We start from the raw sequence: 22,316 nt of genomic DNA, 5'->3' as shown, positions 1-22,316 counted from the left end.
TCGCCGGACACCACTCCCACATCCCCTTCCGCACGGAACCCGTCCAATGTCACTCCCTCACTTGTTGATCCGGCAGGCGCGCCGCCAGCCGCACGGCGACGCCATCCTGCACGGCGCGCGCGTGCACGCCAGTCACCGTCAATGGGCCTCCCGCAGCGCCGGTCTGGCCGAGCGCCTGCGCGCCGCCGGCCTGCAGCCGGGCGAGCGCGTGCTGCTGTTTGCGCACAACCACCCGCGCTACCTCGAAGTGCTGTGGGGCCTGTGGTGGGCCGGCCTGGTGGCGGTGCCGGTCAACGCCAAGCTGCACCCGCGCGAGGTCGAATGGATCGTGGCCAACTGCGGCGCGCGCTGGGCCTTCGTCACGGCCGACGTGGCCGATGCGCCGTTGGCCGGCATCGAGCGCCAGGTCGAGCTGGACTCGCCCGCCGCCGACGCGCTGCTGGCCGAGGCGCCCGACCCCTTGGCCGTGCCGGTGGCCGAGCGCGCGCCCGACGACACCGCCTGGCTGTTCTACACCAGCGGCACCACCGGCCGCCCCAAGGGCGTGATGCTGAGCGAGCGCAACCTGATGACCATGGGCCTGGGCTATCACGTCGACGTCGATCCGGTCGCGCGCCAGGACGCCATTGCCTACGCCGCCCCCATCTCGCACGGCGCGGGGCTTTACTCGATCCCGCACCTGATGGCCGGCGCGCGTCACGTGGTGCCGGCCTCGGGCGGCTTCGACGCCGCCGAACTGTTTGCGCTGGGCCACGCCGTCGGGCCGCTGTCGCTGTTTGCCGCGCCCACCATCGTCGGGCGCCTGGTCGACCACGCGCAGCACGAGGGCCTGTCGCCCGCCGACTGCGCGCGCGCCTTCAAGACCATCGTCTACGGCGGCGCGCCGATGTACCTGGCCGACATCCAGCGCGCGCTGCAGGTGATGGGCCCGCGCTTCGTGCAGATCTACGGCCAGGGTGAAACGCCCATGGTGGGCACCGTGCTCTCGCGCGCCGACCTGGGCGACACGCCGCACCCGCGCCACCGGCAGCGCCTGGCCAGCATCGGCGTGGCCCAGACCCCGGTGCGCGTGCGCGTGACCGACGCGGCCGGGCGTGACCTGCCGCCGGGCGAGATCGGCGAGGTGCTGGTGCGCGGCGACAGCGTGATGACTGGCTACTGGAACAACCCCGAGGCCACGGCGGCGGCCATCCGCGACGGCTGGCTCTTCACCGGCGACATGGGCGCGCTGGACGAGGACGGCTACCTGACGCTGAAGGACCGCAGCAAGGACCTGATCATCAGCGGCGGCAGCAACATCTACCCGCGCGAGGTGGAGGAAACCCTGCTCACCGCTCCCGGCGTGCTCGAGGTGGCCGTGGTCGGCGAGCACGACGCCCAGTGGGGCGAGAACGTGGTGGCCTTCATCGTCGCTGCTGCCGGCCTGGCCGCACCAGACCCAACGGCGCTGGATGCACATTGCCTGCGGCAGATCGCCCGCTTCAAGCGCCCCAAGCGCTATGTTTTCGTGAGCGAGCTGCCCAAGAACAACTATGGCAAGGTGCTCAAGACCGTCCTGCGCGAGCGGCTGCACACCGCCGGCTGACGGCCACCCGGCCCGGGCCGCGCGGGCACAATGGCGGCATGAAAATCCTGCACACCATGCTGCGCGTCGGCAACCTGCAACGCGCCATCGACTTCTACACCCAGGTGCTGGGCATGCAACTGCTGCGCACCTCCGAAAACCCCGAATACAAGTATTCGCTGGCCTTCGTCGGCTACGAGGGCGGCAACCCCGGCCAGGCCGAGATCGAGCTGACCTACAACTGGGGAACCGAGAGCTACGACATCGGCACGGCCTACGGCCACATCGCCATTGCCGTGCCCGACGCCCACGCCGCCTGCGACAGGATCAAGGCCGCCGGCGGCCAGGTCACGCGCGAGGCCGGCCCGGTCAAGGGCGGTACCACGGTGATTGCCTTCGTCACCGACCCCGACGGCTACAAGATCGAGCTGATCCAGCGCGCCGAGGGCGCGGCCGGCGGCGGTCTGCGCTGAGAAAAAAACCCGGCTCGCGGCCGGGTTCTCGTCTGCTGGGCGCTGCCTGGCCTCTTATTCCAGCGTCACCTCGACGCGCCGCGCCTCGGCGTTGCTGCCGCTGGCGGTGCCGACCTCGGGCTTGCGCAATTCGATCTTGTCTTCGCCGATGCCCAGCGCCACCAGGGCGCCCTTGACCGCCAGCGCGCGCTGCTTGGCCAGCTCTTCGTTCTGGGCCGCGTCGCCGGTGGCGTCGTGATAGCCGCTGATCACCGCCTTGCGCCCGGCCGCCACGCCCTTGACGATGACGCCCAGCGCGTCGGGCGCGCCGGCGGCCAGTTCGGTCTTGCCGCTGGCAAAGAAGAACTTGACCACCTCGCCCTGCACCTGCACCCCGGCCGCGTCGCTGGCGACGGTCTCGGTCGCGCCCGCCGCGGCCACCGTCGCGGTCGCGGGCGGCATGACCGCCGCCTGAGCCGCGGCGGCCGGCGCCGCCACACGGCCCGCGCCACGGCCCAGCACCAGGCCGAAAATCAGGCTGATGACCAGCACGATCAGGCCGAAGACCACGCCCAGGACCAGGCCGTGCGATTCATCGTTTTGCGTTGACATGTTGTTGTGCTCCAGACATTCCAAACCCGTCATTGTATAAATTGATTTCATGCGCACCGATTCCGACGCCTACGCCGCCTACGAGCACCTGCGCCCGCCGGGGCGCGATCCCCAGCACATGCGCGAAGTCACGCGCGACCAGTGGCGCCGACAGGCCGGTGCGCGCGGCCCGCTGTGGGTGTTCGGCTATGCCTCGCTGATCTGGCGGCCCGACTTCGACCCCGCCGAGCGGCACCCCACGCGCGTGCACGGCTGGCATCGCGCGCTGGCCATGTGGAGCCGCGTCAACCGCGGCACGCCCGAGCAACCCGGCCTGGTGTTTGCCCTGTTGCCCGGCGGCAGCTGCCAGGGCGTCGTCTACCGCGTGCCCACGCACGAGGCCGACGCCGTGTTCGACCGCCTGTGGGCGCGCGAAATGCCCAGCGCCGTGTACGACCCGCGCTGGCTGGCCTGCAGCACGCCGCACGGGCCGGTGCAGGCGCTGGCCTTCACCCTGTCGCGGCGCAGCCCGTCGTACACCGGCGCCCTCACGCCCGGCCAGTACCGCGACATCTTCCGCCACGCACACGGGCGCTACGGCAGCACGCTGGACTATGCGCGCCAGACCCTGGACAGCCTGCACGCCCATGGCGTGAAGGACCTTCAGCTGAGCCGGCTGCTGCACTACGCCGACGAATGAGTACCGAAGCGCATCGCCCATGAACGACATCGCCCAACTGCGCAAGAGCTACGAGCGCGCCGAACTGTCCGAATCCGCCTCGCAGGCCGACCCGCTGGCCCAGTTCGGCCAATGGTTCGACGAGGCGCGCCGCGGCGAGGTGGCCGAGCCCAACGCCATGACCCTGGCCACCGTCGGCAGCGACCTGCGCCCCAGCACGCGCATCGTGCTGATCAAGGGCTTCGACGCGCGCGGCATCGTCTGGTACACCAACTACGACAGCCGCAAGGGCCAGGAACTGGCGGGCAACCCGTTTGCCGCGCTGCAGTTCCACTGGGTCGAACTGGAGCGCGTGGTGCGCATCGAAGGGCGGGTGCAGAAGGTGGACGATGCCGAAAGCGACGCCTACTACGCCAGCCGCCCGCTGGACAGCCGCATCGGCGCCTGGGCCAGCCCACAAAGCCAGGTGATCAGGGACCGGGCCGTATTGGTCAGCGCAGCTGCCCAATACGGCGCGCGCTTCCTGCTCAAGCCGCCGCGTCCGCCGCACTGGGGCGGCTTTCGGCTGGTGCCCGACCGCTGGGAGTTCTGGCAGGGTCGCAAGAGCCGGCTGCACGACCGGCTGCGCTATCGGCTGGACGGCGGCACTTGGGTGCGCGAGCGCCTGGCGCCCTGAAGCACCTCAGCGCCGGCGCGGCGGCACCGCCGTCTTGGGCTTTTGCCCCAGCGCCTCGCGGTGGCGATTGATGCGGTCGAGCTTGCGCTGGTCGTCGCGCTCCATGGCCTTGCGCTTGGTGTAGCCCGACCAGTCGGCCCAGGCCCACCACAGTGCGGCGCCGGCAAAGGGCGCCAGCACCCACCACCACGACCACCGGCGACGACGCCGATCTCCTGCCACTTCAGCAGCAACAAAACGACGCCCAGGCCCAACAAGTACATGGTGTATTCCTCCTGCCCCCCGTGGGGGATTTGCCCGCCGGGTCAACGTGTCACCCTACAATCGCGTTGAAAGTTGGCAAGTTGACTCTCTCGATAAAGGAAACATTATGAAGCGTGTTCTGCTCACCCTGGCTGCCCTGACCGCCGTGGCCGCCGCCACGCCCGCCATGGCCGACGAAGCCATGGCCAAGGCCAAAAACTGCATGGCCTGCCATGCCATCGACAAGAAGGTGGTGGGCCCGGCCTACAAGGACGTGGCCAAGAAGTTCGGCGGCCAGGCCGGCGCAGTCGACATGCTGGCCGACAAGATCATGAAGGGCAGCTCGGGCACCTGGGGCCCCGTGCCCATGCCGCCCAACACCAACGTCAACGCGGCCGAGGCCAAGAGCCTGGCCACCTGGATTCTGAGCCTGAAGTAACGTCTCTAATCCGCCACAAAAAAGCCTGCGCATCGCGCAGGCTTTTTTGATTTGACGCAAGAATCGGCTCAGAGGCTGAGAGTTTTTTGAGCGTGCCCGAGGAGCGCGCTCAAATGCGCCCAATCAAGGCGCAAAGCACAGCCGTAGCTCGAGCTACGGCGAGCATTTGCAACGCCGAGTGGGTGCGTTTGGGCGTGATCAGCGGGCATGAGCAAGAGACTCTCAGCCTCTCAGTGGGTCTGGCCCAGCTGGTCCAGAATGGCCGGGTTTTCCAGCGTGCTGGTGTCCTGGGTGATGGCCTCGCCCTTGGCCAGCGAGCGCAGCAGGCGGCGCATGATCTTGCCCGAGCGCGTCTTGGGCAGGTTCTCGCCAAAGCGGATGTCCTTGGGCTTGGCGATGGGGCCGATTTCCTTGGCCACCCAGTCGCGCAGCTCCTTGGCGATCTTGTCGGCCTCGGCACCGTGCGGCAGCGAGCGCTTGAGCACCACGAAGGCGCAGATCGCCTCGCCGGTCAGCTCGTCGGGGCGCGCCACCACCGCCGCCTCGGCCACCAGGTCGGTCTTGGCCACCAGGGCCGACTCGACCTCCATGGTGCCCAGGCGGTGGCCCGAGACGTTCAGCACGTCGTCGATGCGGCCGGTGACGCGGAAGTAGCCGCGGTCGGCCGAGCGCACAGCGCCGTCGCCGGCCAGGTAGTAGCCCTTCATCTCCTCGGGGAAGTAGGTCTTCTTGAAGCGCTCGGGATCGCCCCAGATGGTGCGCACCATGCTGGGCCAGGGCTTCTTGTAGACCAGCATGCCGCCGGTGCCGTTGGGCATCTCGTGACCGGTCTCGTCGACGATGGCCGGAAAGATGCCCGGCAGCGGCAGCGTGCACGAACCCGGCACCAGCGGCGTGGCGCCCGGCAGCGGGTTGATCATGTGCGCGCCGGTCTCGGTCTGCCAATAGGTGTCGATGATGGGGCAGCGCTCGCCGCCGACGTTCTTGTAGTACCACATCCAGGCTTCGGGGTTGATCGGCTCGCCCACGCTGCCGATGATGCGCAGGCTGGACAGGTTGCTGTGCCTGGGGTGCACCGCGTCGTGGGTCTCGGCGGCCTTGATGAGCGAGCGGATGGCGGTGGGCGCGGTGTAGAAGACGCTGCACTTGTGGCGCTCGATCATCTGCCAGAAGCGGCCGGCGTCGGGGAAGGTGGGGATGCCCTCGAACACGATCTCGGTGGCGCCCGCGGCCAGCGGGCCGTAGGTGCAGTAGGTGTGGCCCGTCACCCAGCCGATGTCGGCGGTGCACCAGAAGACGTCGGAGGGCTGGAGGTCGAAGCTCCAGTCCATGGTCAGCTTGGCCTGCAGCAGGTAGCCGCCGGTGGAGTGCTGCACGCCCTTGGGCTTGCCGGTGGAACCGGATGTGTAGAGGATGTACAGCGGATGTTCGGCCTCGACGCTGACCGGCGCGCATTCGGTGGGCTGGCCCTTCAGCACCTCGGCGAAGGTCTTGTCGCGGCCGGCCTGCATCGGGCAGGCGCTGGCGCTGCGCTCGTACACGAAAACGTTGCGGATGCTCTCGCAGCCGCCCATGGCCAGCGCCTCGTCGACGATGGCCTTGAGCGGCAGCTCCTTGCCGCCGCGCATCTGGTAGTTGGCGGTGACCACGGCCACGGCGCCGCCGTCGATGATGCGCTCTTGCAGCGCCTTGGCCGAAAAGCCGCCGAACACCACGCTGTGGATGGCGCCCAGCCGCGCGCAGGCCTGCATGGCGACCACGCCCTCGATCGTCATGGGCATGTAGATCAGCACGCGGTCGCCCTTCTGGACGCCGTGCGCCTTGAGCGCGTTGGCGAACTGGCACACGCGCGCCAGCAGCTGCTTGTAGGTGACCTGGGTGACCGCGCCGTCGTCGGCCTCGAAGATGATGGCGGTCTTGTTCTCGACCGGGGTGCCCATGTGCCGGTCCAGGCAGTTGACGCTGGCGTTGAGCATGCCGTCGTCGAACCACTTGTAGAACGGCTTGGCGGACTCGTCGAGCACGCGGGTGAAGGGCTTGTCCCAGGTCAGGTTCTCGCGCGCCAGGCGGCCCCAGAAGCCGGTGAAGTCCTTCTCGGCCTCGGCGCACAGGGCCTCGTAGCCGGCCATGCCCGAAATGCGCGCGGCCTTGACCAGGGCCTCGCTGGGCGGAAACACACGGTTTTCGATCAGAACGGATTCGATGGCACTCATGCTCTTTGTCTCCTCGATGGGTTGCACTCAGGACCGCGGACGCGCTGCCTGAACGGCGGCATCATCGCGCGGCGCTCTTACACACTTCTGACGGGGCCGGCACGCCGCCCCAGCGGCGCGCATGGCCCACGGGGTCAACGATACGCCAAATGCCGCGGGCTCATGCCATGACCCGATCATTTCAAGCCTTTTCGGCACTCAGCCCACATGCAGCAAGCGCGAGCAGCTATCAATAAAGTAGTGACAATCACACCATGTCCTGCGGACGCACCCAGGCGTCGAACTGCTCGGCCGTCAGAAAGCCGCTGGCCACCGCCGCCTCGCGCAGGCTGATGCCCTGCTGGTGCGCCTTCTTGGCGATGGTGGCGGCCTTGTCGTAGCCGATGTGGGTGTTGAGCGCCGTCACCAGCATCAGCGAGCGCTGCACCAGCTCGTCGATGCGGCCGCGGTTGGGCTCGATGCCGACGGCGCAGTGCGCGTTGAAGCTCTTCATGCCGTCGCCCAGCAGGCGCACGCTCTGCAGGAAGTTGTGCGCGATCAGCGGGCGAAACACGTTCAGCTCGAAGTTGCCCGAGGCGCCGCCGATGTTGATCGCCACGTCGTTGCCCAGCACCTGCGCACACAGCATGGTCATGGCCTCGCATTGCGTCGGGTTGACCTTGCCCGGCATGATGGACGAGCCGGGTTCGTTCTCGGGGATGCTGATCTCGCCCAGGCCGCTGCGCGGGCCGCTGGCCAGCCAGCGCACGTCGTTGGCGATCTTCATCAGGCTGGCGGCCAGGCCCTTGAGCGCGCCGTGCGCCTGCACCTGCGCGTCGCAGCTGGCCAGGGCCTCGAACTTGTTGGGCGCGCTGACGAAGGGCAGCCCGGTCAGCCGCGCCAGTTCGGCGGCGGTCGCCTCGGCATAGCCCTTGGGCGCGTTCAGGCCGGTGCCCACCGCCGTGCCGCCCAGGGCCAACTCGCACAGGTGCGGCAGCGCGGCGCGCACATGCTGCTCGCCATGCGCCAGCTGCGCCACCCAGCCCGAGAACTCCTGCCCCAGCGTGAGCGGCGTGGCGTCCTGCAGGTGCGTGCGGCCGATCTTGACGATGTCGGCAAAGGCGGCCGACTTGGCCGCCAGCGTCTCGCGCAAGGCGGCCAGCGCCGGCAGCAGCCGGTGCTCGATCGACTCGACCGCGGCCAGGTTCATGGCGGTGGGATAGGTGTCGTTGCTGGACTGGCTCTTGTTCACGTCGTCGTTGGGGTGCACCAAGCGCTCTTCGCCGCGCACGCCGCCCAGCAGCTCGCTGGCGCGGTTGGCCAGCACCTCGTTGACGTTCATGTTGGTCTGCGTGCCCGAGCCGGTCTGCCACACCACCAGCGGAAACTCGTCGTCGTGCTGGCCCGCCAGCACCTCGTCGGCCGCACGCACGATGGCACCGGCCTTGGTCGGGTCCAGCTTGCCCAGGCGCTCGTTGACGGTGGCGGCGGCGCGCTTGACGAGCGCCAGCGCGCGGATGATCTCGCGCGGCTGGCGCTCGCCGCTGATGTCGAAGTTCTGCAGCGAGCGCTGCGTCTGCGCGCCCCACAGGCGCTCGGCGGCGACCTCGATTTCACCAAAGCTGTCGCGCTCGGCGCGCGTGGGTTGATCCGGGTTGGACATGGTCGGGCCTGTCAAAATAAGGGTTTGCGTCGACTGGCAAGGTAGCAGAGCCTGCAAAACCTTGCTGGCGCCCGCGTTGCCCATCCCGTTAGCCTATTCGTCAGGAATCACCATGACCACGACCATCCGCTGCACCGACCTGGTGGAGTCCGTCGCCGCCGCGCTGCAGTACATCAGCTACTACCACCCCGCCGACTACATCGCGCACCTGGCGCGCGCCTACGAGCGCGAGCAGAGCCCCGCCGCCAAGGACGCGATGGCGCAGATCCTCACCAACAGCAAGATGAGCGCCACCGGCCACCGTCCGATCTGCCAGGACACGGGCATCGTCAACGTGTTCCTGAAGATCGGCATGGACGTGCGCTTCGAGGGTTTTGCCGCCGACCAGAGCCTGGAAGACGTCGTCAACGAAGGCGTGCGCCGCGGCTATCTCGACCCCGACAACACCCTGCGTGCCAGCGTGGTGGCCGACCCGCTGTTCGCGCGCAAGAACACCAGGGACAACACCCCCGCCGTCATCAACGTGCAACTGGTGCCCGGCGACAAGCTGGACGTGACGGTGGCCGCCAAGGGCGGCGGCAGCGAGAACAAGTCCAAGATGATCATGATGAACCCCAGCGACAGCCTGGTCGACTGGGTGCTGAAGACCGTGCCCACCATGGGCGCCGGCTGGTGCCCGCCGGGCATGCTGGGCATCGGCATCGGCGGCACGGCCGAAAAAGCGGTGCTGCTGGCCAAGGAAAGCCTGATGGAAGACCTGAACATGTACGAGCTGCAGGCCAAGGCGGCGCGCGGCGACAAGCTCGATCAGGTGGAAGAACTGCGCCTGGAACTGTACGAAAAGGTCAACGCGCTGGGCATCGGCGCGCAGGGCCTGGGCGGCCTGTCCACGGTGCTGGACGTGAAGATCAAGCTGTACCCCACGCACGCCGCCAGCAAGCCGGTGGCCATGATCCCCAACTGCGCCGCCACGCGCCACGCGCACTTCGTGATGGACGGCTCGGGCCCGGTCTACCTGGAGGCGCCCAGCCTCGACCTGTGGCCCAAGGTGCAATGGATGCCCAACACCGAAACCAGCCAGCGCGTGAACCTGAACACGCTGACCAAGGAAGAAGTCGCCAGCTGGAAGCCCGGCCAGACCCTGCTGCTGAACGGCAAGATGCTCACCGGCCGCGACGCCGCGCACAAGCGTATCCAGGACATGCTGGCCAAGGGCGAGAAGCTGCCGGTGGACTTCACCAACCGCGTCATCTACTACGTCGGCCCGGTCGATCCGGTACGCGATGAAGTCGTCGGCCCCGCCGGCCCCACCACCGCCACGCGCATGGACAAGTTCACGCGCATGATGCTGGAGCAGACCGGGCTGATCGCGATGATCGGCAAGTCCGAGCGCGGCCCCGTCGCCATCGAGGCGATCAAGGACAACCGCAGTGCCTACCTGATGGCCGTGGGCGGCGCCGCCTACCTGGTCAGCAAGGCCATCAAGGCCGCGAAGGTGGTGGGCTTTGCCGACCTGGGCATGGAGGCGATCTACGAGTTCGACGTGGTGGACATGCCCGTCACCGTAGCGGTCGACGCCAGCGGCACCAGCGTGCACAACACCGGCCCGGCCGAATGGCAAAAGCGCATTGCCAGCGGCGAGTTCCCCAGCGTGCAGAGCTTCACGGCGCGCAAGGCGGGCACGCCGGCCTGAGGCACGAGCCGCCGCAAGGGCGGCTCGGCGTCCGCGTCAATGCAGATGCCGTGGGCGGCGTCCGCCACCGTGGCCGGGCGTGCCGCCACCGGCACCGCGCGGCGGCTTGCCGATCTGCAGCGAGTCGACCAGCGCGTCGAAGCGGTCCGAGAACAGCTTGTCGATCTCACCCACCACGCCGCCCAGCTCGGCACCGTCGAAGTGGCGCTCCATCAGGGCGACCACGTCTTCCACCAGCAGATCGCGCTGCGCCTGCATGATGGCCTGCGGCGTGGGACCGACGAACAGCAGCAGGAAGTCGTCGCGCGACTCGCGTCCGGCGTCCTCGTCCTCCTCGTCGTACTCGGCGTCGTAGAACGTCACCTCGACCGAGGCGCCGGCGGCGCTGAGCTCGTTGAGGTTCATGCACATGTCGTCGAGCTGCTGGCGAAAGTCCTCGTCGCCGGCCAAGGTCCAGCACATCTGCAACAGGTGCTCGGCGGGCTCGAAGCGGATGCCGGGCTCGTCCTCGTACAGGCTGGCCGCGCCATCGGCCAGCGAGCGCGCACCGGCGTATTTCCAGAGGGGTTTCAAGGCGTCCTGCAGGGCATCGAAGCCCACGTCGGGGCGCAGTTTCACGTCGCCATGCACGTGAATCTCGAAGGGTGCGTCGTCGTGATTCATGGCGTTTTCCTGTTGTGTGATGCTGGTGCCCCGAGCCGGGGTCGAACCGGCACGCTCCCTTGCGGGAAAGCGGCGGATTTTAAGCCAGAGCATGGCATCCGCACCGTGCTAACGCTGGACTTGGATGAGGCTTGCTGTAGCAGGTTTTCCGCCAGACCAATGCCTTCGATCATATCCCGGTGCGCGATGCAAACCGCCCCGGTTCCCCTCCGCCTGGCTCCTAGCCGGCCCCTGGAATCGGGGCCTTTCAGGAGCACCTCATGGCAAAGATCAAACTCACCAAGTCCGTCGTTGACACGGCGCAGGCGCAAACCTGCGACGTGGAACTCCGGGATACGCTCGTTCCGGGCTTCTTGTGCAAGATAACACCAACGGGCCGCAAGGTCTTTATGGTTCAGTACCGCACGAACTCCGGCGTGCGGCGCAAGCCCGCCCTCGGCCAGTTCGGCGAGCTGACGGTCGAACAGGCCCGATCGCTGGCACAAGACTGGCTGGCCGAAGTCCGGCGCGGCGGCGACCCCGGACTCGACAAGGCCGAGGCCCGCAAGGCGCCGACGGTCAAGGAGCTGTGCGGCCGGTTCATGGACGACCACTCCAGGCCGCACAACAAGCCCAGCACGCAGGCCGGCTACCAGTACCAGATCGACAGCTTCGTCATCCCGGCCTTCGGCAGCAAGAAGGTTCACGAGGTCACACGCCACGACATCACCGCGCTGATGAAGCGCATGGAGAAGTCTCCGACGCAGGCCAATCGCGTGCTGTCGCTTGTCCGCAAGATGTTCAACCTGGCCGAGCTGTGGGGCTACCGGCCCGACGGCTCGAATCCCTGCCGCCACGTGCCCAAGTACCCGGAGAAAGGCTCGACCCGCCTCATCACCGACGAACAGATGGTCAAGCTGTTCGCCTATCTGGACAAGGCCGAGGCCGAGGAACTGGAGCATCCGATCCACCTGCTGGCTGTCCGGCTGCAATTCGAGTTCGCGGCCCGCATGTCGGAAATCCTGCTGTTGCAGTGGGATTGGCTCGACTTGCCCAATGGCCGGGTTGTCTGGCCGGACAGCAAGACGGGCGATATGTCGAAGCCGTTGAGCGAGGAAGCCCGTCGGCTGCTGACGAACGCACCTCGCTATGGCAAATCGCCCTACATCTGTCCAGCCATCAACGATCACGACAAACCACTCGGCCCCCATTCCTACTACCAGGCATGGCGCCGCATCCTTGATCGCGCCGGCGTACCGAAGGTCGGCACCCACGGCATCCGCCACCGCTCAGCGACCGACATTGCCAACTCCGGCATCCCGGTCAAGGTCGGCATGGCGCTGACAGCGCACAAGACCGTGGCGATGTTCATGCGCTACGTCCACACCGAGGACGACCCGGTACGTAAGGCGGCCGAATTGGTGGCCAGCCGGCGCAAGTCGGTCATCGGCATGCGCCAGGAGCCGAAAGAGGTGACCACATGACCAGTGGCCAGCGGTCAGCCCTGTCGGCCCAGATTGTCGTATCGCTGTCACGACAATCTGCCCAGCGACCCTCCCCGCCCGGGCATCGCGCGGGGGTCTGGAAAAGTGTACCCGTTTCGGGTATAGTTTGGAGGTCAAGATGAAGCGCGTTCTCAAGCGAAAGGACTTTGCGCGGTGGCAGGCAAGCGAGAAGCTGCCTGATGCCGCCTTGTGCAAAGCGGTTCAGGAGATGGAAAGCGGTCTGATTGAAGCGGACTTGGGCGGCTTCCTCTATAAGAAGCGGGTTGCACGCCCCGGCAGCGGCAAGAGCGGTGGTTACCGCACGCTGCTGTCGGCCCGCATCGGTAGCCGCTACGTGTTCCTGCATGGGTTCCCCAAGAGCGACAAGGCGAACATCACGCAAGACGAGAAGAAGGCGCTGCAGTTCGCCGGTAAGGTGTTTCTGGAACTGTCCGCGGAGGCTTTGTCGAAGGCGTTGCGGTCGGGCGCGTTATTGGAGGTGCATTGTGAGCAAGATCATTGAATCCCTGCGTGGCGACTTGGCTGCGCTCCACGAAGCGGGAGCGATCAGCAAGGTGACGATGCGCGAGTTCGACGCGATCTGTCCGCCGCCGGTGCGGCAACTCAGTGCTGCCGACATCAAACGTCTGCGCGAAGCCTTGAAGTTCAGCCAGCCGGTGTTTGCTCTTCATTTGCACACGTCGGCCTCGACCGTGCGCAAGTGGGAGCAAGGCGAAACCCATCCCACCGGGCCGACCCTCAAGCTGCTCAACGTCATCGCCGACAAGGGACTACAGGCAATTCTTTAAGCGAGCAAGCTGGCCAGTAGCCCCTACTGCACCAGCCACAAACCCGGTTACGATCTTCAAAACATGCAAAACCATGGAGGTGACAGATGGCAGACAAAAGGAATGTATTCATCAGCCATGTCCATAAGGACGATCATGGGCTCCAGAAGCTCAAGGATTTGTTGGCTCCGAAAGGTCTGGAGGTCCGGGATTCCTCGATCCATACAGGAAAGTTCAACAATGCCACTGATGAGCACTACATAAAGACGCAGATCCTTGCGCCTGCCATCAATTGGGCTGGGGTGTTCATTTGCTATGTCTCTCCCCAAACCAAGAACAGCGATTGGGTGAACTGGGAAATCGAATATGCGGCCAAACAGGGCAAGCGCATTGTTGGTGTTTGGGAGCATGGTGAGAAGGAATGCGACCTACCAGATGCGCTGAAAGAACATGCGGACGCCTTGGTTGGGTGGAACGGTGATTCAATCATTGACGCGATCAACGGGAAGGACTCGTGGGAAAAGCCTGACGGCGGTGCCTGCGACCCGGTTCCACTCAAGCGGCATCCCTGCTGATGACACGTATTCACTCCTATGTAGTGCGGTACGACAGTGGTTTTGCACCCAACCCCTTCTATAGCTACTGCACGCTCGCGACTTGCAAACCCAGTATCCGCAGAAGCGCTGACATCGGCGATTGGGTGGTCGGTAGTGGAAGCAATGATCGAAGTGTCCGACGCGGTGGGCATCTCGTGTATGCGATGCGGGTCACCGAAGCAATGACATTTGACGAGTATGGCCGAGACCCGCGGTTTGAATCCAAGAAGCCGTACCGCAATGGCAGCCGGAAGCAAAGTTGCGGGGACAACATCTACTTCAGGGCTGCGGCTGGGGTTGCTTGGCAGCAGCGAGACTCATTTCACTCCCGCCCCGATGGCTCGCTCAACCCTGACCATGTGGCCCGTGATACAGGCGTCAACAGGGTTTTGATCAGCAACGATTTCGTATATTTCGGGGGTGAGGGCCCTGCGTTTCCTGATGAATTGCAAGATCAGCAAGGTCGCCCTCTATGCAAAACGGGAATAGGCCTCACAGCCTTTGACGATGCGCAATTGGTTGGAAATCTTGAGCAATGGATTCGCAACTTGGCAGTGAGCGGCTACCAAGGCGCCCCATTCGAATGGCTGACTCTTCGCAGGTGACCGATGAAAAAGGAAGGCTCCCTCTTGCTCTCGGATTACGCTGCGGGAATTGCAGCCACAGACGTACTCAATCCGAACGACTTCAATCCGGTTCTCCAAGGGCTATATGGAGAAGTTGGCGGAATAATGGCCACGGCCAAAAAGCACGTTCGAGATAAATCAGCATACCCTGGCTACAAGAGAGCGGCGGAAGAAGAATTCGGCGACACTCTTTGGTACTTGGCTGCAATCTGCAGGCGCCTGAATATCCCTCTTGAGGATATCTTCGGGGAAGCCGCCAACCACGGAAATTTTAAGAATGTTGGCGCTGCAAGTGATATCGCTGAAGGTGCATTGGCCTATATCGCAGTGCCTATTGCGGCGACTGCATCGTTAGATGCCACCCTGGCACGTTTGGGGCAGTCAGCAGCAGCCCTAATGGGAAGCACCCCTGCGCGCACTGATTTGGTCGCGTTCGCGCGGGCTTACCTGGATGCAATCCATGCGGCCGAACTAGCATTTTCGGAAGTGGCTCGCGCCAACCTTCGGAAAGCGCGCGGCGCGTTCTTGGAACCACAAGCAGATGATCTGGTTGACCTTGATTTCGACAGTAAATTTGGAATCGAGGAACAGCTACCCAGAGAATTCAGAATCCGAGTCAATCAACGAGGCAGTGGTAAGAGTTATCTCCAATGGAATGGCGTATTCATTGGAGATCCCTTAACCGACAACATTGCCGACCGCGATGGTTACCGGTTCCATGACGTCTTCCATTTTGCGAATGCGGCGATCCTGCACTGGTCACCCGTGATGCGGGCATTGATCAAACACAAACGAAAGAGCAATCCGAAATTCGATGAAGAGCAGGACAGCGGTCGAGCCATCGTCGTTGAAGAAGGGGTTTCAGCTTGGATTTTCTCAAGAGCCAAAGAATTGAATTTCTTCGAGAACCAGGAAAAGGTCTCACTCGGAATTCTCAAGACCATCGGCGAGTTCGTGAGTGGTTACGAGGTAGAGAAGTGCCCACTGAAGCTCTGGGAAAAGGCCATCTTGGAAGGGTATGCGGTCTTCCGACAGCTTAAGGAAAATCAAGGCGGCTGGATCATTGGAAACCGAGAACAACGCACCATCAAATACATGCCACTTGAGTCTGAAAAATGAACATCCACCCATTCGTTGAGGCAGTTGCTTCGCTGCAATTCGAAGACTGCTTCAATCCGTATTCGGATCGATGTGAAGTCCATGATCGGCGCGATGCGCCGCGTCGCCGTGCTGCAGCACTTTCCGCCATGTTGCGTCGTGCAACAGAGGAGCCTGTAGATGCGATCTGGATCGGGAGAGACCTCGGATATCGCGGAGGGCGCCGCACTGGGCTAGCCCTGACTGACGACGTTCACATGAGCCAGCACGCCAAGCGCTGGAATCTCGATCTGATCGCTGAGCGGCCGACGATAGGAAGTGCTGTAGCTGAACGAACCGCGGCGGTCATATGGGGCATGCTAGAACACATTGATGCTCGCATCTTCCTCTGGAATGTCTTTCCCCTTCATCCGCATGAATCTGGAGATCCATTCACCAACCGCCAGCACAACGCGCACGAAAGACGCGCCGGCGAAGAACTGCTCCAACAACTCATTGTCTTGCTGAAGCCTTCTCGCATCGTTGCCATCGGCAATGATGCCACCGCTGCGGCCCATCGCATCACGGATTCTGTACCGGTAATTTGCGTGAGGCACCCTAGCTACGGAGGACAGACACAGTTCCAGACGCAAATCTCGGAACTCTATGGGCAACCAATGAGTACCGGATCGTTGTTTTGACGAGATGTTCTGACTTCTAGCGAGCGGCGATCGCTGCTTCGATCCAACTCGACAGGCTGTCGCTGATGGAGGTATAGACCGCGCTACTGGTGCCTCCCGGCGGATCGTAGACGCGGACGACGGAGGATAGCTTTCTACCGTCGTTCAAGGTAAATGAGTCGAACGGATTGGCCCCTGCCACTGATGGTTGCTGGTTGTGGTCCAAGAGCTTGTGGACACGTATCCCCAGGAGTCCCTTTCCGCTGTTCCATGACTGCTCAATCTCATATCGAATCCAGGGGCGATTTGCCGTTTCCGCACCAACCAAAACAATTGTGCATGTCCGCCCTTGCAATTGATCGTCAATCCAGCGCTTGATCGCGGTATCACCGCCTCGCTTCACTTCTTCCCATTTATTATCGCTTGCTGACGGGTTGCCCTCTACAACCCCAATATTGCGTATCTTGGATGCGCGCCAACTGTCGCGTTGATAATGAAAGCTGTAGAAAACTTTCCGTGGCATGAATAATCCTCGGTTGATTTTTTAGAGCACGGGATCGGGAAACGAACTGACTCTACTTGCCAGCCAAGGGCACCGCCAGATGCTCATGGAAGAGCTGAGCAAAGTCCACATCGACAAGCGCTTCCCCGGTGAAATAGCTATGGTCCTTGGCGAGATTCAGCGCCGCTCCGCCTGGCGAGGACACCGGGAGCACCTTGGCTGCAGGATGGAAGCGCCTGAAAAGCTCATGTTCAGCTTCTACCCCATCCATTCCACCAATAAACACAGCAGCGCTTAAGTCCTCACGCGAGAGCATCTGTTCGCGCATGACAAGCAAGCTTGCCGCCCTGTCATTAGGGACTGCATCGGTGAAGACTACATTTTGGAAATGCTTGTTCTCTTCAGGGAAGATTTCTGCAAAGAACGTGCTCTGATACAAGACAACAGACTGCGAGTAGTCGACCCCCAAGTCTTCACTTATGCTCCAAATCATCGGGGTAATCGCAGGATGCCCACCCCACACGATCTTGTGCTGGCGAATGACTGCTATGACCAGTTCTCTCACCGCACATTGGATAAGAAATGGATCGGCGGTTTCGTGGTAAGTGCCACGCCCTACAAGTGGCACGCTGGCCGAGAGGAAGATTGCACTCATGGCTACGCCTCCCAGTCCGCGAATTGCCAACCCGCCTCGCTGGCTTTAACCCACCTAGCGGAGTGAATGTGCTGTCCTAACCAGTCCAGATGGCCCAGCCACCTGGGATGCAGACCTACGTGATCGTAGACCACGGCAACGGATTGTTCCGGTGAGTTCGTAGACGCATCGTGCAGCGTAGTTGACGTGGGAACACCGACCGTTGGATAAACAACTACATTCCGCCCATCGGGCAGTTGGACATATACAGCTCTATTGGCGCCCACTCCGACGACTTGGCCGCCGATTGTTTGAATGGCATTGCGCAGATTGCTTACGAGGTTGACAGAGCGAACCGCGTGACTCTGGCTGCGAACTTCCTCCAGTTGAAGACAAATGCGATCCACCGCACCGTCTGCGATGCGTCCGGTCGTCGGATCGACTTCTTCAGGTAACAGTTCCGCCCGACTGGCCGTTGCCGTGCGCGCAGAAGGCGTTGTGTCAGGCCAACCGACCCGCAAGACGCTGATGCCTTTGGCCAAAGCGCGTCCGAACTCAGCACTCGTCCAACGGCTTTCAAAATATCCTGGCGTGTCGAGCATCAGCAGGACATCCGAGTCACAAAGCCGGTGCCATAGCATTGTCTGGAAATCTTCTGCAGGTGGAATACCATGTGTATCGAGAAATACATCAAATAGCCGAGCAGACAGCGCATCGAATAGCTGCAAGGCTGCTTCCCTAGCCTCGCCCCGACGATAGCTTACGAACACCCGGCGCTGTCGAGGAAGGAGCCCAGCACACTCCAGCAAAGCAGACGCGACACGTTGCGGCCCACCTGCGGCGTATGCTAAGCAGTTGAGCGGCTGCAGCAATGCGGGGATTTCTGCACTGACTCGATTGACGTCAGAGGCGACCGGGAGCAATGGGATGCCTCGCGCCAGCAGTCTTGCCACATTGGCAAGAGGAGGCTCATGACCTCCGAAAAATGCCGCAGCAGACGATCGCTGTTGGTCTGGATTGAATTCATCGGGACAAACCTCCCATCCAATCTCATGCCCCAACCGCAAATTGAACATGCCGACAGCCTTTCCGATGACTTCTTCAAGTTCGGAAATTTGAACTGCAGTTGGTGTTCCAAGCAGGGCAAGTTGATATAGGGCTGGCATGCCGTTCCTTGCAATGGCAGTGTTCTAACCAAGCGAGACCCAATACGGGAATCTGTTGTTTCTAAAGATACCCGATTTTGGGGCGTCCCCGAATGGGCCGCGCTGTCGTACTTCGCATCGAGCCACCGTTGGCGTCTCGCCCCTACGGGCGTCCATCGCTGACGCCTCCGGCCTGGACAGGCCTGCGCGCTCCGCTTGCCAGAGTTCATGCGTCGCATGGAGACGGTCTTGCTGTCCCTACACCGTACCACGGCGTTCTCGCCGTCAAGGGCCTCGCGCCTTCGGCGCTTGCGGCCGTGGCCGTCTTCGACCCTGTGACAGCTTGCGCTGCGCCGTGCTGGGCCCGGTTGCCCCGCGATCCTCGATCACAAGAAGCCGTTAAGCCTCCACTCCTACTATCAGGCGTGGCGGCGCATCCTTGACCGTGCCGGTGTGCCGAAGGTCGGCACCCACGGCATCCGCCACCGCTCGGCGACGGACATTGCCAATTCGGGCGTGCCGCTCAAGGTCGGCATGGCGCTGACAGCGCACAAGACCGTGGCTATGTTCATGCGCTACGTCCACACCGAGGACAATCCTGTGCGCCAGGCGGCCGAGCTGGTGGCGACCCCCGGCGCCAGACCATCACGAAGGCGCGGCAGCGCCAGCCCCAGGAGGCCACGACATGAGCGCCCGGATGCCCAAAGCAGTAAAAGGTGCCGCCCCTGCCTGCCGGCTACGCCGGCATCCACGACGGCATGACGGCCAGCTATTGAGAGATTGGCCGCCGCATCGTGGAGGCCGAGCAACAGGGCAAGCGTCGCGCGGGATATGGCGAACAGTTGATTGCCCGGCTGTCCGCCGACCTGACCGTGCGCTTCGGTCGCGGGTTCAGCCCGGACAATCTGGAGAACATGCGGCGGTTCTTCGCCGCATACCCCCGGCCTGTGATTTCCGAGGCACTGTCTCGGAAATCGGGGAACGGGCTGCCCGCCGAGAAATCCGAGACAGTGTCCTCGGAAATTCGCCCTTCTGCACTACAGATGGATCGACCGCCTAAGCAACGCCGCGCTGGCAGGACACAAGTTCGCAGCCTGCCGCGTCGCCGGTACTGAAGCCGGTGCGCTTGTACGCTCCATCGGCTTGAAGCCCGCGCGCTCGAAGAACGGCGCGGCCGTCGTGGTCAGCAACCAGGCTTCGCGCCCCCCTTCGTCGAAGGCGCGGCGCAGCAGCAGCGCGAGCATGCCGCCGCCGATGCCGCGATGGCGCGCTTGCGGCAGTACCACCAAGGAGCGCACCAGCACGTTCTGGCCCATGCGCTCGAAGCCACCAAAGCCCACGCGCTCCCCTGACACCGTGACATAGGCGAAGAATCGGCGTCCCGGCTCGGTCAAGTCATCCGTGGGAAGCCCGGCCCCCTGCAGCGCCAGGGCAAGGTCGGGATCGCCGCCGGCGATTGGCGCGTCTATGAGGAGCAGCGTGCCGTCCTCTTTGCGGATCTCGCCTGCCTGCCGCTGCGGCAACAGCTCGACCACAATGTCCGAAGGACGGCACAGCCGCACACCCAGCGCAGACACCACGATGGGCCGATTGATGAGGATCGGGTGCGCCAGCATCTGGTCGATCAACTGGTCGTCGCTCCAATGCATGGCGTCCAGGCCCAATTCCTTGTAGGGCGTGCCCTTGACGCGCAGCACATCCCGCACGCGCATGCCCATCCGCGCGATCAGTGCCTTCAGGATTTCCCGGTCAGGCGGCGCTTTCAGGTACTCGATGATCGTGGGCTCGATGCCGCTTGCACGGATCAGTGCCAGCGTGTTGCGCGACGTGCCGCAATCCGGGTTGTGATAGATCGTGACGATACTCATGCCGGATGTCTCGCTGCGTTGCGCGGGGCCTGTTCGTACCAGCCACGAGATCGGTTGACCAGGCGCACGACCAGCAGCATCACCGGCACCTCGATCAGCACGCCGACCACGGTGGCCAGCGCAGCGCCGGAGTGGAAGCCGAACAGGCTGATGGCCGCTGCCACGGCCAACTCGAAGAAGTTGCTCGCGCCGATCAGCGCCGAGGGGCCGGCAATGCTGTGCTTCTCGCCCACCTTGCGGTTGAGCCAGTAGGCCAGGCCGGAATTGAAGAACACCTGGATAAGGATCGGCACCGCCAGCATGGCGATCACCAGCGGCTGCTGCAGGATGGCTTGGCCCTGGAAGGCGAACAGCAGCACCAGCGTCAGCAGCAGCGCCGCGATCGACAGTGGACCGATGCGCGCCAGCGCGCGGTCGAACGCCGCCTGGCCCTGACGCAGCAGCGCTCGGCGCCACACCTGCGCGATGATGACCGGGATGACGATGTAGAGCACCACCGAGGTCAGCAGCGTGTCCCAGGGCACGATGATGGCCGACAACCCGAGCAGCAGCCCGACGAGGGGCGCAAAGGCGAAGACCATGATGGTGTCGTTCAGCGCCACCTGCGACAGAGTGAACATCGGATCGCCGCCGGTCAGCCGGCTCCAGACGAACACCATCGCCGTGCAAGGTGCGGCGGCCAGCAGGATCAGGCCGGCGACGTAGCTGTCGAGCTGGTCGGCCGGAAGCCAGTCGGCGAAGACCTGGCGGATGAACAGCCAGGCCAGCAGCGCCATCGAGAACGGCTTGACGGCCCAGTTGACGAACAGCGTCACGCCGATGCCGCGCCAGTGCTGGCGCACCTGGCCGAGTGCGCCGAAGTCCACCTTGAGCAACATCGGGATCACCATGATCCAGATCAGCAGGCCGACCGGCAGATTGACCTGGGCCACTTCCATGCGGCCGACGGCCTGGAACGCGCCGGGCGCGAGCTGGCCCAGGGCGATGCCCGCGACGATGCACAGCAGCACCCACACGGTCAGGTAGCGCTCGAAGACGCTCATGGCGGGCGCCGCCGGCGCGCGGCCGGCGGTATCGGCTCCTGCGGTCATCGTGCTGGCCTCACTGGCGGCCAATGTCGCGCAGCTCGCGCTGCAAGGACATGGCATCGAGACTTTTCAGGGGCAGCGACAGGAACAGCTCGATGCGCCGGCGCAGCGTGATCGCGGCGTCCGTGAACGCTTTGCGCTGCTGTTCCTCCGTGCCTTCGACGGCCGCTGGGTCGGGCACGCCCCAATGGGCCGATACCGGCTCGCCCGGCCACAGCGGGCACGCCTCACCGGCGGCGTTGTCGCAGACGGTGAAGATGAAATCGAACACCGGCGCATCCGGCGCCACGAACTCGTCCCAGCTCTTGCTGCGGTAGCCGGTCGCCGGCAGATGCAGGCGCTCCAGCGTGGCGAGCGCCAGCGGATGGACTTCGCCCTTGGGATGGCTGCCCGCCGACCAGGCGTGAAACCGGCCCTTGCCCAGCTCGTTGAGGATGCCTTCGGCGAGGATCGAACGCGCCGAATTGCCCGTGCAGATGAACAGCGCGTTGTAGGTGGCTTCAGTCGTCATGCGTGCCTCGCGTCAGCAGCAAGATGCAGCGGGCTTCGCGGCGCGGCCATCGCTTGGCGCGCAGCACGCCGCAGCGGCGCCGCTTGCGGGCTGGGATGCTTCGTTGAAGACGGGGATGTTGCCCAGCGTGTGGAAATGCTCCCAGGCCACACCTTGCGGGTCGGTGATCCAGTGCTTCTCGCTGCGCGCGTAGCAGCAGGTCGTGGTGCCTTCGTCGAGCAGTGCCATGTCGGCGGCCTGCGCGCGGGCCTTCAGGCCAGCCAGTTCCTCGGCATCGTCGGTCTGGATGCCCAGGTGGTCGATGCCCGGCTTGCCGCCGCGCGTGGAGATGGCGAAGTTGACCGGCGGGTCTTCGAGCATCCACTTCGCGTAGTCGCTCTCGGTGCGCGCGGGCTGCGCGGCGAACAGTTGGGAATAGAAGCCGATGCTGCGGTTCAGGTCATCGACGTTCAGGTGGACGTGGAAGCGTTTCATGGGAAGTCC

General features: G+C 64.1%; 24 protein-coding genes and 3 pseudogenes. 15 read left to right on the top strand and 12 right to left on the bottom strand.

What is annotated here, in order from left to right; all coding sequences use genetic code 11:
• Window positions 1-46: 46 nt before the first annotated feature.
• A complete protein-coding gene (locus ACWHMB_RS05905; RefSeq protein WP_377481345.1) occupies window positions 47-1,585 on the top strand; it encodes a class I adenylate-forming enzyme family protein in 1,539 nt (512 codons plus the stop codon).
• A 38-nt stretch (window positions 1,586-1,623) separates the two neighbouring features.
• Window positions 1,624-2,037: a lactoylglutathione lyase gene (gene gloA, locus ACWHMB_RS05900; protein ID WP_377481348.1), complete on the top strand. Its 414-nt coding sequence runs from the start codon at window positions 1,624-1,626 to the stop codon at window positions 2,035-2,037.
• A 54-nt stretch (window positions 2,038-2,091) separates the two neighbouring features.
• Here the strand turns inward: gloA and ACWHMB_RS05895 are convergent, their stop codons facing one another.
• Complete coding sequence (locus tag ACWHMB_RS05895) at window positions 2,092-2,628, bottom strand: OmpA family protein (RefSeq protein ID WP_377481351.1); 537 nt, start codon at window positions 2,626-2,628, stop codon at window positions 2,092-2,094.
• Between the two features lie 49 nt (window positions 2,629-2,677).
• Between ACWHMB_RS05895 and ACWHMB_RS05890 the strand changes: the two genes are divergently transcribed.
• Together ACWHMB_RS05890 and pdxH are read left to right on the top strand one after the other, a co-directional pair.
• Window positions 2,678-3,307 carry a gamma-glutamylcyclotransferase gene (locus ACWHMB_RS05890; protein WP_377481354.1) on the top strand — a complete coding sequence of 210 codons (630 nt, stop codon included), beginning with the start codon at window positions 2,678-2,680 and terminating at the stop codon, window positions 3,305-3,307.
• A gap of 19 nt (window positions 3,308-3,326) precedes the next feature.
• A complete protein-coding gene (gene pdxH / locus ACWHMB_RS05885) occupies window positions 3,327-3,962 on the top strand; it encodes a pyridoxamine 5'-phosphate oxidase (protein ID WP_377481357.1) in 636 nt (211 codons plus the stop codon).
• A gap of 6 nt (window positions 3,963-3,968) precedes the next feature.
• Here pdxH and ACWHMB_RS05880 read toward each other — a convergent pair.
• Window positions 3,969-4,225 (bottom strand): annotated as a pseudogene (locus tag ACWHMB_RS05880) (TIGR04438 family Trp-rich protein).
• A gap of 107 nt (window positions 4,226-4,332) precedes the next feature.
• Here ACWHMB_RS05880 and ACWHMB_RS05875 point away from each other — a divergent pair.
• On the top strand, window positions 4,333-4,644 hold the full coding sequence (locus ACWHMB_RS05875; protein WP_293224258.1) for a c-type cytochrome: 312 nt from the start codon (window positions 4,333-4,335) through the stop codon (window positions 4,642-4,644).
• A gap of 230 nt (window positions 4,645-4,874) precedes the next feature.
• Here the strand turns inward: ACWHMB_RS05875 and acs are convergent, their stop codons facing one another.
• Window positions 4,875-6,857 carry an acetate--CoA ligase gene (gene acs / locus ACWHMB_RS05870; protein WP_377481362.1) on the bottom strand — a complete coding sequence of 661 codons (1,983 nt, stop codon included), beginning with the start codon at window positions 6,855-6,857 and terminating at the stop codon, window positions 4,875-4,877.
• A 247-nt stretch (window positions 6,858-7,104) separates the two neighbouring features.
• A complete protein-coding gene (gene fumC / locus ACWHMB_RS05865; RefSeq protein WP_377481365.1) occupies window positions 7,105-8,499 on the bottom strand; it encodes a class II fumarate hydratase in 1,395 nt (464 codons plus the stop codon).
• Between the two features lie 112 nt (window positions 8,500-8,611).
• Between fumC and ACWHMB_RS05860 the strand changes: the two genes are divergently transcribed.
• Window positions 8,612-10,192: a fumarate hydratase gene (locus ACWHMB_RS05860; RefSeq protein ID WP_377481368.1), complete on the top strand. Its 1,581-nt coding sequence runs from the start codon at window positions 8,612-8,614 to the stop codon at window positions 10,190-10,192.
• Between the two features lie 36 nt (window positions 10,193-10,228).
• On the opposite strand, the gene ACWHMB_RS05855 is transcribed toward ACWHMB_RS05860, so the two are convergent.
• A complete protein-coding gene (locus tag ACWHMB_RS05855; protein ID WP_293224266.1) occupies window positions 10,229-10,855 on the bottom strand; it encodes a DUF6806 family protein in 627 nt (208 codons plus the stop codon).
• A gap of 260 nt (window positions 10,856-11,115) precedes the next feature.
• Between ACWHMB_RS05855 and ACWHMB_RS05850 the strand changes: the two genes are divergently transcribed.
• The 7 genes from ACWHMB_RS05850 (at window position 11,116) to ACWHMB_RS05820 (ending at window position 16,106) form a co-directional block, all read left to right on the top strand.
• Window positions 11,116-12,318 carry a tyrosine-type recombinase/integrase gene (locus ACWHMB_RS05850; protein WP_073665944.1) on the top strand — a complete coding sequence of 401 codons (1,203 nt, stop codon included), beginning with the start codon at window positions 11,116-11,118 and terminating at the stop codon, window positions 12,316-12,318.
• Between the two features lie 139 nt (window positions 12,319-12,457).
• Window positions 12,458-12,841 carry a type II toxin-antitoxin system RelE/ParE family toxin gene (locus ACWHMB_RS05845; protein WP_043567059.1) on the top strand — a complete coding sequence of 128 codons (384 nt, stop codon included), beginning with the start codon at window positions 12,458-12,460 and terminating at the stop codon, window positions 12,839-12,841.
• Window positions 12,825-13,127, top strand: a complete 303-nt coding sequence (locus ACWHMB_RS05840) for a helix-turn-helix domain-containing protein (RefSeq protein WP_043567027.1) — start codon at window positions 12,825-12,827, stop codon at window positions 13,125-13,127. Before ACWHMB_RS05845 ends, ACWHMB_RS05840 begins: the two co-directional genes overlap by 17 nt.
• Before the next feature lie 86 nt (window positions 13,128-13,213).
• On the top strand, window positions 13,214-13,681 hold the full coding sequence (locus ACWHMB_RS05835; RefSeq protein WP_043567025.1) for a TIR domain-containing protein: 468 nt from the start codon (window positions 13,214-13,216) through the stop codon (window positions 13,679-13,681).
• Window positions 13,681-14,307 (top strand): Nmad2 family putative nucleotide modification protein, encoded by a 627-nt coding sequence (locus tag ACWHMB_RS05830; RefSeq protein ID WP_015912899.1) that lies wholly within the window; start codon window positions 13,681-13,683, stop codon window positions 14,305-14,307. Before ACWHMB_RS05835 ends, ACWHMB_RS05830 begins: the two co-directional genes overlap by 1 nt.
• 3 nt (window positions 14,308-14,310) lie before the next feature.
• Window positions 14,311-15,447: a nucleoside triphosphate pyrophosphohydrolase family protein gene (locus tag ACWHMB_RS05825; RefSeq protein WP_113931823.1), complete on the top strand. Its 1,137-nt coding sequence runs from the start codon at window positions 14,311-14,313 to the stop codon at window positions 15,445-15,447.
• Window positions 15,444-16,106, top strand: a complete 663-nt coding sequence (locus ACWHMB_RS05820; protein ID WP_306582524.1) for a uracil-DNA glycosylase — start codon at window positions 15,444-15,446, stop codon at window positions 16,104-16,106. The genes ACWHMB_RS05825 and ACWHMB_RS05820 overlap by 4 nt, the downstream gene beginning before the upstream one ends.
• A 16-nt stretch (window positions 16,107-16,122) precedes the next feature.
• Here ACWHMB_RS05820 and ACWHMB_RS05815 read toward each other — a convergent pair whose 3' ends face one another.
• Genes ACWHMB_RS05815 through ACWHMB_RS05805 form a run of 3 tightly spaced genes read right to left on the bottom strand, consistent with a single transcriptional unit; the run spans window position 16,123 to window position 18,387 of the window.
• Window positions 16,123-16,608 (bottom strand): TIR domain-containing protein, encoded by a 486-nt coding sequence (locus ACWHMB_RS05815; RefSeq protein WP_113931821.1) that lies wholly within the window; start codon window positions 16,606-16,608, stop codon window positions 16,123-16,125.
• Between the two features lie 52 nt (window positions 16,609-16,660).
• Window positions 16,661-17,242, bottom strand: a complete 582-nt coding sequence (locus ACWHMB_RS05810) for an SLOG domain-containing protein (protein ID WP_113931820.1) — start codon at window positions 17,240-17,242, stop codon at window positions 16,661-16,663.
• A 2-nt stretch (window positions 17,243-17,244) separates the two neighbouring features.
• On the bottom strand, window positions 17,245-18,387 hold the full coding sequence (locus tag ACWHMB_RS05805) for a toll/interleukin-1 receptor domain-containing protein (protein WP_015912904.1): 1,143 nt from the start codon (window positions 18,385-18,387) through the stop codon (window positions 17,245-17,247).
• A gap of 348 nt (window positions 18,388-18,735) precedes the next feature.
• Here ACWHMB_RS05805 and ACWHMB_RS05800 point away from each other — a divergent pair.
• Together ACWHMB_RS05800 and ACWHMB_RS05795 are read left to right on the top strand one after the other, a co-directional pair.
• Window positions 18,736-19,055, top strand: a pseudogene (locus ACWHMB_RS05800) (tyrosine-type recombinase/integrase); the annotation flags it as partial.
• A gap of 90 nt (window positions 19,056-19,145) precedes the next feature.
• A pseudogene (locus ACWHMB_RS05795) lies at window positions 19,146-19,391 on the top strand (DUF1016 N-terminal domain-containing protein); the annotation flags it as partial.
• A 12-nt stretch (window positions 19,392-19,403) separates the two neighbouring features.
• Here the strand turns inward: ACWHMB_RS05795 and arsN2 are convergent.
• From arsN2 to ACWHMB_RS05775, 4 genes are read right to left on the bottom strand one after another with little or no spacing between them, the layout of a single operon-like run.
• On the bottom strand, window positions 19,404-20,234 hold the full coding sequence (gene arsN2 / locus ACWHMB_RS05790; RefSeq protein WP_113931819.1) for an arsenic resistance N-acetyltransferase ArsN2: 831 nt from the start codon (window positions 20,232-20,234) through the stop codon (window positions 19,404-19,406).
• Window positions 20,231-21,325, bottom strand: coding sequence for an ACR3 family arsenite efflux transporter (gene arsB / locus ACWHMB_RS05785; RefSeq protein WP_043567054.1), 1,095 nt, complete (start codon window positions 21,323-21,325; stop codon window positions 20,231-20,233). The genes arsN2 and arsB overlap by 4 nt, the downstream gene beginning before the upstream one ends.
• Window positions 21,326-21,335: 10 nt before the next feature.
• Window positions 21,336-21,833 (bottom strand): arsenate reductase ArsC, encoded by a 498-nt coding sequence (locus ACWHMB_RS05780; protein ID WP_043567008.1) that lies wholly within the window; start codon window positions 21,831-21,833, stop codon window positions 21,336-21,338.
• A gap of 12 nt (window positions 21,834-21,845) precedes the next feature.
• Window positions 21,846-22,307: an ArsI/CadI family heavy metal resistance metalloenzyme gene (locus ACWHMB_RS05775; protein ID WP_043567004.1), complete on the bottom strand. Its 462-nt coding sequence runs from the start codon at window positions 22,305-22,307 to the stop codon at window positions 21,846-21,848.
• Between the last annotated feature and the right edge of the window lie 9 nt (window positions 22,308-22,316).

This window comes from Ottowia pentelensis, assembly GCF_964341695.1.
Note: the sequence above shows the minus strand (reverse complement) of the source record. Positions and strands in the feature narration are given on the sequence as shown.